The organism is Bacillus sp. FSL M7-0003 (assembly GCF_038628485.1).
In the GTDB taxonomy this organism is placed as follows: Bacteria; Bacillota; Bacilli; order Bacillales; family Bacillaceae; genus Bacillus; species Bacillus safensis.
Genome location: NZ_CP152024.1, coordinates 157183 through 169437, shown reverse-complemented (window position 1 = coordinate 169437; position 12255 = coordinate 157183). Strand labels below are relative to the sequence as shown.

The 12255-nt window shown below is 41.8% G+C and carries 13 protein-coding genes and 1 rRNA gene; 3 read left to right on the top strand and 11 right to left on the bottom strand.

Annotation, left to right across the window (positions count from 1 at the left end):
- Window positions 1–147 precede the first annotated feature (147 nt).
- Window positions 148–1696: ribosomal RNA gene (locus MHI23_RS00970) — 16S ribosomal RNA — on the bottom strand.
- 375 nt (window positions 1697–2071) lie between these two features.
- On the opposite strand from MHI23_RS00970, the gene pdaB reads away from it, so the two are divergent.
- Entirely contained in the window at window positions 2072–2836 is a 765-nt protein-coding gene (gene pdaB, locus MHI23_RS00965) for a polysaccharide deacetylase family sporulation protein PdaB (protein ID WP_025092244.1), read from the top strand.
- Here the strand turns inward: pdaB and MHI23_RS00960 are convergent.
- Window positions 2829–3431 carry a KinB-signaling pathway activation protein gene (locus MHI23_RS00960; RefSeq protein WP_034621553.1) on the bottom strand — a complete coding sequence of 201 codons (603 nt, stop codon included), beginning with the start codon at window positions 3429–3431 and terminating at the stop codon, window positions 2829–2831. The genes pdaB and MHI23_RS00960 overlap by 8 nt on opposite strands.
- Window positions 3432–3521: 90 nt before the next feature.
- Between MHI23_RS00960 and gerD the strand changes: the two genes are divergently transcribed.
- The gene (gerD, locus tag MHI23_RS00955; protein WP_025092243.1) at window positions 3522–4109 is read left to right on the top strand and encodes a spore germination lipoprotein GerD; all 588 of its coding nucleotides are present in this window, start codon (window positions 3522–3524) and stop codon (window positions 4107–4109) included.
- A gap of 37 nt (window positions 4110–4146) precedes the next feature.
- Here the strand turns inward: gerD and MHI23_RS00950 are convergent, their stop codons facing one another.
- The 3 genes from MHI23_RS00950 to MHI23_RS00940 all read right to left on the bottom strand — a co-directional run bounded on the left by MHI23_RS00950 (window position 4147) and on the right by MHI23_RS00940 (window position 6524).
- Window positions 4147–5205: an Mrp/NBP35 family ATP-binding protein gene (locus tag MHI23_RS00950; protein ID WP_024425873.1), complete on the bottom strand. Its 1059-nt coding sequence runs from the start codon at window positions 5203–5205 to the stop codon at window positions 4147–4149.
- Window positions 5206–5308: 103 nt separating this feature from the next.
- On the bottom strand, window positions 5309–6022 hold the full coding sequence (cwlD, locus tag MHI23_RS00945) for an N-acetylmuramoyl-L-alanine amidase CwlD (RefSeq protein WP_034283867.1): 714 nt from the start codon (window positions 6020–6022) through the stop codon (window positions 5309–5311).
- Window positions 6023–6080: 58 nt separating this feature from the next.
- A complete protein-coding gene (locus MHI23_RS00940) occupies window positions 6081–6524 on the bottom strand; it encodes a DUF2521 family protein (RefSeq protein ID WP_044333888.1) in 444 nt (147 codons plus the stop codon).
- A 152-nt stretch (window positions 6525–6676) separates the two neighbouring features.
- Here MHI23_RS00940 and MHI23_RS00935 point away from each other — a divergent pair, with 152 nt between their 5' ends.
- Window positions 6677–7243, top strand: a complete 567-nt coding sequence (locus tag MHI23_RS00935) for a DUF4825 domain-containing protein (RefSeq protein ID WP_125587475.1) — start codon at window positions 6677–6679, stop codon at window positions 7241–7243.
- A 36-nt stretch (window positions 7244–7279) separates the two neighbouring features.
- Here the strand turns inward: MHI23_RS00935 and MHI23_RS00930 are convergent, their stop codons facing one another.
- The 6 genes from MHI23_RS00930 to rplM all read right to left on the bottom strand — a co-directional run bounded on the left by MHI23_RS00930 (window position 7280) and on the right by rplM (window position 12119).
- Window positions 7280–8359, bottom strand: coding sequence for a serine hydrolase (locus tag MHI23_RS00930; protein WP_342492193.1), 1080 nt, complete (start codon window positions 8357–8359; stop codon window positions 7280–7282).
- A gap of 108 nt (window positions 8360–8467) precedes the next feature.
- Window positions 8468–8941, bottom strand: a complete 474-nt coding sequence (locus tag MHI23_RS00925; RefSeq protein ID WP_335374395.1) for a GNAT family N-acetyltransferase — start codon at window positions 8939–8941, stop codon at window positions 8468–8470.
- Window positions 8942–9067: 126 nt separating this feature from the next.
- Window positions 9068–9592 carry a GNAT family N-acetyltransferase gene (locus MHI23_RS00920; protein ID WP_034621546.1) on the bottom strand — a complete coding sequence of 175 codons (525 nt, stop codon included), beginning with the start codon at window positions 9590–9592 and terminating at the stop codon, window positions 9068–9070.
- A gap of 282 nt (window positions 9593–9874) precedes the next feature.
- A complete protein-coding gene (locus tag MHI23_RS00915; protein ID WP_224427095.1) occupies window positions 9875–10714 on the bottom strand; it encodes an HNH endonuclease in 840 nt (279 codons plus the stop codon).
- Between the two features lie 554 nt (window positions 10715–11268).
- A complete protein-coding gene (gene rpsI, locus MHI23_RS00910) occupies window positions 11269–11661 on the bottom strand; it encodes a 30S ribosomal protein S9 (RefSeq protein WP_007496354.1) in 393 nt (130 codons plus the stop codon).
- Window positions 11662–11681: 20 nt separating this feature from the next.
- Entirely contained in the window at window positions 11682–12119 is a 438-nt protein-coding gene (gene rplM / locus MHI23_RS00905; RefSeq protein WP_003217042.1) for a 50S ribosomal protein L13, read from the bottom strand.
- Window positions 12120–12255 lie beyond the last annotated feature (136 nt).

Below are 12255 nucleotides of genomic sequence, written 5' to 3'. Positions count from 1 at the left end.
AACTTTGCATTGCATTCAATGTGAATGTATTACTTATTGTTATCTAGTTTTCAAAGAACAATCCTGTCTCGCTAGAGACATGTTTTGAAGGAATGATCCTTCAAAACTAAACAAGACGAAAACGTACGCTGCTCCATATATCCTTAGAAAGGAGGTGATCCAGCCGCACCTTCCGATACGGCTACCTTGTTACGACTTCACCCCAATCATCTGCCCCACCTTCGGCGGCTGGCTCCATAAAGGTTACCTCACCGACTTCGGGTGTTGCAAACTCTCGTGGTGTGACGGGCGGTGTGTACAAGGCCCGGGAACGTATTCACCGCGGCATGCTGATCCGCGATTACTAGCGATTCCAGCTTCACGCAGTCGAGTTGCAGACTGCGATCCGAACTGAGAACAGATTTATGGGATTGGCTAAACCTTGCGGTCTTGCAGCCCTTTGTTCTGTCCATTGTAGCACGTGTGTAGCCCAGGTCATAAGGGGCATGATGATTTGACGTCATCCCCACCTTCCTCCGGTTTGTCACCGGCAGTCACCTTAGAGTGCCCAACTGAATGCTGGCAACTAAGATCAAGGGTTGCGCTCGTTGCGGGACTTAACCCAACATCTCACGACACGAGCTGACGACAACCATGCACCACCTGTCACTCTGTCCCCGAAGGGAAAGCCCTATCTCTAGGGTTGTCAGAGGATGTCAAGACCTGGTAAGGTTCTTCGCGTTGCTTCGAATTAAACCACATGCTCCACCGCTTGTGCGGGCCCCCGTCAATTCCTTTGAGTTTCAGTCTTGCGACCGTACTCCCCAGGCGGAGTGCTTAATGCGTTAGCTGCAGCACTAAGGGGCGGAAACCCCCTAACACTTAGCACTCATCGTTTACGGCGTGGACTACCAGGGTATCTAATCCTGTTCGCTCCCCACGCTTTCGCTCCTCAGCGTCAGTTACAGACCAGAGAGTCGCCTTCGCCACTGGTGTTCCTCCACATCTCTACGCATTTCACCGCTACACGTGGAATTCCACTCTCCTCTTCTGCACTCAAGTTTCCCAGTTTCCAATGACCCTCCCCGGTTGAGCCGGGGGCTTTCACATCAGACTTAAGAAACCGCCTGCGAGCCCTTTACGCCCAATAATTCCGGACAACGCTTGCCACCTACGTATTACCGCGGCTGCTGGCACGTAGTTAGCCGTGGCTTTCTGGTTAGGTACCGTCAAGGTGCGAGCAGTTACTCTCGCACTTGTTCTTCCCTAACAACAGAGCTTTACGATCCGAAAACCTTCATCACTCACGCGGCGTTGCTCCGTCAGACTTTCGTCCATTGCGGAAGATTCCCTACTGCTGCCTCCCGTAGGAGTCTGGGCCGTGTCTCAGTCCCAGTGTGGCCGATCACCCTCTCAGGTCGGCTACGCATCGTCGCCTTGGTGAGCCATTACCCCACCAACTAGCTAATGCGCCGCGGGTCCATCTGTAAGTGACAGCCGAAACCGTCTTTCATCCTTGAACCATGCGGTTCAAGGAACTATCCGGTATTAGCTCCGGTTTCCCGGAGTTATCCCAGTCTTACAGGCAGGTTACCCACGTGTTACTCACCCGTCCGCCGCTAACATCCGGGAGCAAGCTCCCTTCTGTCCGCTCGACTTGCATGTATTAGGCACGCCGCCAGCGTTCGTCCTGAGCCAGGATCAAACTCTCCGAAAAAGTACAAAACCGAAGTTTTGCTTTTCGCCAGTTTGACTGACTACCTATGAAGTATCATAGGATTTTTTATAAAAACTCGAATTAACAGGTACGTTTTGTCTTGTTTAGTTTTCAAAGATCATCTCCGCCGTTCTTAGCGGCTTTAATAATATAACATTTTGCTTCATCTTATGTCAACAACTTTTTTCAAGTTTATTTCCCGAAGCGTTTTGTGTTTGTCACTGTGTGTCAGCGACGATTAATAATATATCACGAAAACATTCTATTGGTCAACGTCTTTTCAAAACTTTTTTTGAAATAGTTTTATTAAGCATCTTAAACCCTTGTCCTGCATACAATCAAGTAACAATCTTGGACAAGGCAGGAGTGTTTGAATTGAGTCGATTATATGTGTTGCCTATTAAACGGCTGAAGCAAGTTGTCATTATTCTTGTAGCAGCCCTTGCAGCTGCAACCTTTTTTTATGTACAAAAGGCACCGCCGCTGTCGGTATTTAAAACTGAACATGGACCCCGAGCCATTTATAAAGGCGAGACTTCATCAAAACATGTCTCTCTCACTTTTAATATTGGCTGGGGAGATGAGAAGGCTGTTCCTATTTTAAATGTCCTTCGAGAGTACGGTATAAAGAACGCCACCTTCTTTCTGTCTGCTTCTTGGGCTGAGCGTCATCCTGATATCGTGAAACAAATTAAGGAGGACGGCCATCAAATTGGAAGCCTCGGCTATGCTTATAAAAATTATAGTCAGCTTGAAGATAGTGAAATCAAGCAAGATCTTGTCCGTGCACAAAATACATTTCAAAAGCTTGGACTAGATGACATTCAACTATTAAGACCGCCAACTGGACAGTTTAACGAAACAGCACTAAAAATAGCCACACAGTACGGTTATACCGTTGTTCATTACAGCATCAATTCACAGGATTGGCTGAATCCGGGTGTCGACCAGATTGTTCAGAATGTAAATGATCGAATGAAAAGCGGAGACATTGTTCTCCTTCACGCCTCAGATTCAGCAACCCAAACCGCTCAAGCCTTACCCGCTATTTTGAAACAAATAAAAGAAAAGCATTTAAAAAATGTGACGGTTGGCGAACTGATCTCCAATACGAAAACAAAGTCATCTGAAGTTAAGTAGCTTTCGTTTTTGAAAACCGCGGCATCGCTAACAGCTGAAACGCATTACAGCCTAATAGCGGGAATAGCATTAAATACAGCCAGTCCTCTTCATTGACTCTAAGCGCCGGGAACCATTCTAACGACGTGATGACGACCATGAGAAACATTGCAGAAACAAATGTTTTCTTAGAGGACTGCTGCTGTTTAAAGTAAGCCACGATCAATGCAAACACCCCGATAAATAAAGGCAGCCACAAATATGGAAGAAATGAATCATTCTCCCCGAAAAACAAAAATCGCAAGTAAGCTAAATCAAACAGCACAAAAATCACAAGAAACAGCTGAATGGTATTCCATAAAGAATGCGACCGAAAAATCTCTAATGCAAATCGGTGCACTGTCAAAAAAACAACAAACCCCATCTGGCTAATGACACTAAAGATCATCCCTACACCAATGAACCAAAATAACACAGATGCGATCTCTAGAATTTCAAACGATATAAAAAGCTTCTGATACTTCCCCCACTCCAGCGCAAAGCCTACCACGCTTGTAATGACCGCTCCAACAGCTAGCACAGAGAAGAAAAAACGAACTAAATCCCGACTTTTCATTGAATTGATCCAACCCCTATTTTTGTTATGTATAAATTTACGTGAAACATTCATATTAAAAGTAAGACATGTAACGAAAGGAGCCACAGTATGTCAAAAGGCATCTTGCGTATAATGAGCTGTTTTCTTCTTTTATCTCTAACAGCTTGTGCTCCCAAAACCCAATCCTCATCTAATATGGACTATGACGAAACAAAAAAAATGGTCGTCGATATATTAAAGACAGATGACGGTAAAAAGGCCATTCAACAGTTATTAAATGACGAGGCAATGAATGAAGCTTTGGTAATGGATGAACAAACTGTGAAAAAAACGATAGAGAAAACACTGACTTCTGATAAAGGCAAAGAGTTCTGGAAGAAGGTCTTTGAGGATTCTAAATTTGCCGAGACTTTCGCAAAATCCATGCAGCAACAGCATGAAAGAATGTTAAAACAGTTAATGAAGGATCCTGACTATCAACAGCTGATGATGGATATTCTCAAGGATCCTGAGATGGAAAAGAAATACGGTGAACTTGTAAAAAGCAAAGAGTTTAGAAAGCACTTAGAAAAAGTCATTACGGAAACATTGAGCAGCCCTCTTTATAAGAAGAAATTCGAAGATGAGCTCAAAAAGGCAGCATCTGAAAGCAGCAGTGATTCCGGCTCGCAAGGCAGTGAAGGAAGCGACAGTTAAACATCACCCGAGTGGCGTTCATCCACTCGGGCTTTCATTATGCTTTCACTGCTAATTGTTCAATGACTTTATTCGCAATGTGCTGATACACTTCTCCTGTCGGGTGACTCGCATCATAGACAGAAGGTGCGAAATCATCCTCATTCCAATCAGGCTGTCTTAAAGGAATTTGGCCAAGGACTGATACACGCAGCTCTTCAGCCAGCTTGTCCCCGCCGCCTTTTCCAAAGACGTATTCCTTTTCACCTGTTTTTTTGCTTTCATAATAACTCATATTCTCAACGACCCCGAGCACCTCATGATCTGTTTGCAGTGCCATTGCGCCTGCTCTTGCTGCAACGAAGGCAGCCGTTGGATGCGGTGTAGTGACAATGATTTCTTTACAGCTAGGCAGCATTGTATGAATATCAAGCGCTACATCTCCCGTTCCAGGCGGAAGGTCTAATAGTAAGTAATCTAATTCTCCCCACTCAACTTCGTGGAAGAAGTTATTTAACATTTTTCCAAGCATCGGTCCTCTCCAAATAACCGGTGCATTTTCTTCAACAAAAAAGCCCATTGAAATCACTTTGACACCAAAGCGCTCCACAGGAATAATTTTTTCCCCTTTAACTGTTGGTCTGACAGTGATTCCCATCATATCCGGTACACTAAAGCCATAAATATCAGCATCAATCAGTCCGACTTTTTTCCCTAGACGAGCGAGCGCTACAGCAAGGTTAACAGAAACAGTCGATTTACCAACGCCGCCCTTTCCACTCGCAATCGCTAAGAACTCAGGCGGATTTTTAGAGTTAAGCAGGGTTTCTTCCTCATCTTGTGATGGCATAAACTTTTCAAGTGTTTCCTGAGGAAGTTCCTCAAAACGAAGTCCTACTGTGTTAGCGCCAGCTGCTTTCAAGGCTTGTACGATGTCTTGCTGCAGCTTCATCTGCTCAGCAGTGCCTGTTTTGGCAATAGCCACCTTCAGGCTCACATGCTCTTTCTCAGGCTTTAGGCTGATTTCCTTAATGGCATCCAGCTCACCAAGCGGTATATGAAGGAAAGGTTCGTCCATCTTCCCAACTAGTTTTCTCACATCATCTTGTCCGATCATAGCAGAACCTCACCCTTTATTGAATTCGTTTACAATCCAAGTATATCATACATATCCTTACAATGTCTGTCCTGTTTGCCTGCGATCAAAAGGAAAAAGCCCCTTATTCAGGCGGCTCTTTTTGCTCTGTTAAATATCTTAAAATCCCTTTATAAATAGAGGCAGCAATTTGATCCTGATATTTAGGTGTTGCCAGCTGGCCAGCCTCTTTCGGGTTGGAGAGAAATCCAATTTCCACAAGAGCTCCTGGCTTTGTAACATTTTGCATTAAATAAATGCCATTAATCCGCTTCGCCTTCCGATCTGTGTTTTCAAGATTCCTGCGCAATTCATCTTGAATGAACTTCGCTGCCTTTTCATTTTCTTCATACTTTCCGTAAAAAAACGTCTGAGCCCCGCTCCATTTGTTTGATGGTATCGCATTTAAATGAATGCTTAAATAGAGATCCGCTTCAGATTCATTGATGACTTTGACGCGGTTCCTTAAATCCTCCGCTTTCTTCCGGGCATACCCTCTTGTATTCTTTGATGATAGATCAGAATCATCCTCTCGGGTCATGAGAACAAGTGCTCCCTGCTCCTGCAAATAGTCACGTATCTTCATGGATACATCTAGCGCAATCTCTTTCTCAAGCAGCTCTCCTCCTACAGCCCCGCCATCTGGACCGCCGTGACCCGGATCTAAATAGATGATCTTCCCGCTTAGAGGCAAATTCCACGATTTCCAAGAATCATCATTTAGAAATTGAAACCTGAATAAGAATAAGAGGACAATAAACCCGATTAAAAACCCTGTCCACTTCAGCTTTCTTTTCATCCCTGTCCCTCCCATACACCATTATTTTATAGATATGGGACAAGGGCTGGAAATATGCTTAGTGCAGCCGAAGCTTGTGTCTTTTTTCTGATTCACGAAAGCCTTCCTGCCACCACATGCTTAAAAAATCTTTCGCAAATGGATATAAACATGACATCTTCCGCTCCATACGGAACATATTCCCCCACGATTGCAAGCATCCTGCGAGCTCTTCAATCAGCTCAGCTTCCTCCTGGGAGGACCGTTTTTTGATATCGTCGAACGATTCCCCGTATTTACTCGACTCACCGTATCTCCCGCCAGCTAAAAAAGCTTCAATGGCGAAATCGATACAGCCATCACTCATAATACCGGCTGGATCATCTGCAAATGGGAACAGCTTCTTTGTGAATTTTTCGGAAGCAGCCGTTACTTGTTGAAGAGACAATGTACGCAAAAGCTTCTTTTCAAGCGTGACATCTCGTTTTGTTTTCAATTGATAAAATGAAAGCACTTCTGCCATGGACTGAACTCCTTTTTTCTTTGTATTGTTCGTTGGTTTGAACAAAACATGCAGTTCAGTAAATGGAAATGGCGGCCTGTGAACGATCGGAATGGAAAATTGTGATAAAATAGACATTTACATATAGAAAGAACAATAAAGGGGCAAAATCAATGAAGAAATGGATGTATATCCTGCTGCTATTAACAGTCGTCTTATCTGCATGCAGCAGTCAAGCCACAGAGAAAAAGAGCATAAAAGGAATAGAAGACATATCCTTAAAACAACTTTCAACACACAAAAACACGTATCTCGGTGACAATTCAGCCATTCGTGAAATCTTATCAGATCTTCCTGGAGGCGTAATACGTGAATTTGAAATCATCGATAGAAAAGCATTAGACGTCACGTATGGAGTAAAAGAAAATGCAGGCTATACAGAAGAACAGTTTGACGCCTTCTGGTTTGATCAAAAGGATACGATCGAAAAAACGTATTTATACAACGCCATCGCACTTTTTATTCTTGTCGATAACGTAGAGCAAGTGACACTTAACATGAGCTCTAAAGACGAGCCGTCCGTCACGTTTAAAAGAAAACAGCTAGAAAAAAAACTCCCTCACCCTTTTAAAAAGTACAAAGACGATACAACACTTTGGCAAAAGGAACTGGTTGATGGAGTTGTGAAGTCAAAAAAGAAACGCCAAGATGTATACAAAGCGTTTCCAATGCAGAAATAATAAAACAGAGGGGTGTTTCCCTCTGTTTTTTGATGTTTATGTAGTGAAAGCCTGTATCAATCGTTGTCGAAAGTTTTGATCCACTGCTGTAGTAAGCATAAATTCGTTGAATACTTCCCCAATCCAGTGAGAATTGTTCGCTTTTGGATCATTGATAAAAAGAGAGATGGAGATAGAGGATGTATCTGTTCTTCGATATAAAGCACTTGTGAAAACAAACAATGTTGCTCCACCTTTATACCAAAAATATTGATCTGTTTCCTTTTTCAATGTTTCTCCCAGTACGATTTGGCTAAAAAGACCCTTTTCTTCTGTTGTTAACAGCTCGTCATGAAGACGTTTCATAAATTGTGCATATTGATTGGTTGTAGACTTTGTCAGCTTTTGCGTCAGTAATGATTGTATACGCCAGCCTAATAAGTTCTTTTTTTTCATTTTTTCTTCTAACGCCTTTTTATACTCTGGGTCATTTTTCATGATATTAAAAATCTCATTCATTAGAGATTTGTATTGTTCTTCGGATACACCGCTCATTTTCTTGAATGCATCCCGCCGACGATCAGATACATAAGCGGACCACAAAATCATTGGCGTCAGCGGCATGAGTTCATCATGTTCTGTAAGACCTGCTTGTTTCATCTGATCATTGATCTTTTCTAAGCCCAGCCGGTCAATCAAATAATCCGTACAAGCATTCGAACTGAATTGCATCATCCCTTTGGCAACATCTAATAAAGTCGCATGCTCAGAAAAATCATTGACCTCCAGCCAGTACGCGTGCGCACCACCGTCTGTTCTATCAATATAAAACCGCTCTATATCAGGCAATGCCACTTTTTCCTCTAGCTTGATGCCGCCGCTCGATACAGCTTTAACAAAATGAAATAAAACCACTAATTTCACCGTACTTGCAAGTGGCGTTTTTTGATCAGCCTTCCACTCTAACATCACATCATCATTTTCAATGATTGTCACTGAAACGTCCTTTTTGTTTTTTGCGACAAATGTCAAAAGATCTTCCTTTGTTTTTTTCATATCTCTTTTATACAACAAAACTTGAACCCCTACGTAAAGTACGACCACACCTACAACAACTAGACCGATTTTGAGTAACATGTTTCTCCTTTCCAAATAACAGAGGATTTACATATTAAATATAGCAAATATTTCTAATAAAGGCACAAAAAAGCCAGAGGTACGTGAATCCTCCGCTTCTTGATATCCTTATTCATGAGGCAAATGCAGCTTCATTCCTTCATGAGTGGCTTCAAACCCTAATTTCTCATAAAAATGGCGTGCTTCTGGCCTCTGTTTATCTGTTGTCAGCTGAATCATATGACAGCCGCGGTCGCTTGCGCGTTGAATGGCCCACTTTATAAGCAGCGAACCGACTCCTTTTCCTCTATGACTCGAAGCCGTACGAACTCCTTCGATGGATGCTCTCCATCCTCCTTGATAAGTAAGAAATGGCGTCATGGTTAACTGAAGAACACCAACGGCTTCTTTCTGGTCACACGCAACAATGAGTTCAATATTTGGATCAGCATCGATTGATTGAAAGGCTTTGATATAGCTTTCTAATAATGGGCGAGTGTAACGCTCTCTCTTTTGACCTAACTTATCATCTGAAAGCATGAAGACGATTTTGTCGAGATCTTCTTGCACAGCTTCTCTAAATGTCAATTGATTTAAATTCAATGAAAGCACCTCCTACGATAGATGGAAGACTGTTTTTCACTTACTAAAATACCAGTTAAGAGCGTTCTCATATAAAAATTTGATCAGCTGCTTTTTCATCAAAGTACTTCATATCATGAAAACTGATTAAGCTCTCTTCTCGAACCATTCCTCTTGTAGGAGGGCATAGTAAAACTCATCCCACCACTCATTTCCTTGGGGTATACACTGTTTAAAATACCCCTCTCTCCTCATCCCCAATTTCTCCATCACTCTCCACGATGGCACATTTTCAGGCTGACAAGTCGCAATGATTCGATGTAAGTTCAGAGTGTGAAAACCATGATGTAAGACAGCATACGCCGCTTCTGTTGCATAGCCCTTGTTTTGATAGGCAGGATTGAAAACCCAGCCAATTTCATATGTGTGCTCACCAAAGTAAGAATGAAACACGATATGCCCGATGCAAATCTGGTCTTCTTTTAGTAGAACAGCAAAATTCTTGGCTGTTTTAAGACGATTATTTTTAACAAATTCCTGCGCATTTTCTTTAGAAAAAACACCTTCCGGAATATACTTCATCACTTCCGGATCAGAAGTATATGCATAGACATCCTGCCAATCATCTTCAGCAAATGAGCGAATGATACACCTTTCTGTTGTCAGATTCATATGACACCCCCTCCATAGACTTCGTTTTTTAAACAGAAACCTTGCTATGATCCTATTTTATATGTTTCCATACAGAAAAAAAGCACCAGCAGGATGCTGATGCTTTTCGTATATGGTTTGTCTGTAACAAACCTTTGTAAAACGTCCATACAATATAAAATTGATTAACGAAGTGCGAGACGCGCTAATTAACGGGCTATTTTTGCATCAGCCAAAAAGAAAGAATGTCATTCTGTATATTTGTCGTCAAAATGTGATCAAAATTAACCTGTGCCCATTGGGTCAAATTTTGATTGTTTCCACTTCTACGCACTTTAACACTTTCTCTTGAAGTTTTCTTACGTCCTCTTCCAAATCTAAAATATGCATTTTATCATGGCAATTAGGACAAAGAGCAATAGTGTTGTATATTGAATCATCTCCACCACGTGATAGCCATTTAATATGATGGGTATGTAAATGAGGCTCCCCATTCATATTTAAATATGGAGCCGGTTGTTCACATAACTGACAAACTCCCTTTGCCCAGCGTTTTGCAAATTCTGTAACATATGGGTCACGTTCATATGTAGTTGAGATAGTCTTACGTTTACTACTTTTTCTTCTGGCGGTTCTAGCTCTGTTTTCTAAAACGGTCTCACCCAGTTTTCTTACCTTCTTTTCCCTCAACACTTGTTTCATTTTTATCAACTTATCTGGAATGATAAACTTTTGATCGTCTGCCAATACAAGAGGGAAGACCCATACTTGTCGCAGTTGGTCATTATCATCTAGCTGCTCTTCTTGATAAGGTTCATCAGCTAGTTTCACTACCCCACGATACACATATTTCTTCGCTTCAAACACTTCGAACAAATGCATCTCCACTTTATTACTTAATGATTCAGCCACAGTTTTATTTTGAGATGTCAATGTCTGATCTCCCGTTCTACCCATACCAGTATAATGAAAAACATTTCCGTCCCATCGGTCTTCATACAATGCTTTGGTATGATCCGATACTAAAACTAAGGTATTCGTTTCAAGCGAGCGCCTCATACCTCCTTGAGGAGCACATTTAAAAATTTCAGTTATCTCACTATTATTAAGTGTACTTATGGGTTCTATTTTCGCTAAACTCACTATTGCACCTACCTATAATTTAATAACATCACGTAATACGTAATAATAAATATTCCTAGATCGCATCTACAGTTCAACATAGTGGTCAATAAAGGTGATTCAAAGACCTTTAGGCAAATTATATAGCAAAAACACATTATTTTCCCTATTTTCCTCTTACCATACATCATAAATTAGCTAACAAAAATTGGCGAGTTTTGCTACACGAGAACTCATCAAACCATGGAATAAATGCTGTCTCAATAGTGAGGAGTTTGCCTCTGCTGATTACGGAAAATACAACCGCTCTGAGGCAATAGCAGTAATGACCTATTTTCATATTATAAGTTTATTTGAAGCGGGATCAGGCATTAAAGATGTACAGGCTCGATTAGGCATCCAATGACTATGAACATTTATAAACACGTAACAGAAACTCTAAAAGATCAAACCACTCAAAAGTTTCAAAGGTATAGAGTTATAACCAGCAATAAATTCTCGTGGTCCTATTATTTTAGAGCCTAAAAAAAGACCCCCAAGCATAAGCTTGAGAGCCTTTGAGAAACGTAATAGAATTAACGTTTTGAGAACTGAGGTGCGCGACGAGCGCCTTTAAGACCGTATTTCTTACGCTCTTTCATACGAGAGTCACGAGTAAGAAGTCCAGCACGTTTAAGTGGTGTACGGTACTCAGGATCTACTTCTAGAAGAGCACGAGAGATACCGTGACGAATTGCTCCAGCTTGACCAGAGAATCCACCACCGTGAACATTTACAAGAACATCGTAGCTGTTAGCTGTTTCTGTGATGTTCAAAGGCTGTTTCACGTCTTCGATTAAAGCAGCGAATGGAATGTATTCAGTAATTTCACGATTATTAACGACGATACGGCCTTCACCTGGAACTAAGCGAACGCGCGCTACAGAACTTTTACGACGACCTGTACCGTAATATTGAACCTGTGCCAAATTGTTAACCTCCCTTATAATTAACCGCGAAGTTCGTAAACTTCAGGTTGTTGTGCTTGATGTGGATGCTCAGAACCACGGTACACATTTAATTTTTTGAACATTTGACGACCTAGTGGACCCTTTGGAAGCATACCTTTGATAGCAAGCTCCAACATTTTTTCAGGGTAGTTTGTACGCATCTCAAGAGCAGTTCTTTGTTTCAAACCACCTGGGTGCATCGTGTGACGGTAGTAAATTTTGTCCGTCAATTTCTTGCCAGTTAATTCGATTTTCTCAGCATTGATGATGATTACATGATCACCTGTATCAACGTGTGGTGTATAAGTTGGTTTGTGCTTACCGCGCAAAAGTGATGCTACTTCAGTAGAAAGACGACCTAGAGTCTTGCCTGCCGCATCAACAACTAGCCATTTGCGCTCAATTGTGCTTGCGTTCGCCATTGGTGTTGTACGCATGAGTTTCCCTCCTAAATAAATCAATGAATTTTCCTTGAATCAAATGCTACGTTCTATTTCAAAACACAGATAAGTCTTCCGGGGCTTATTTGTGGGGTTGAAATACATACCATATGATATCTTATAACTTTCTGCT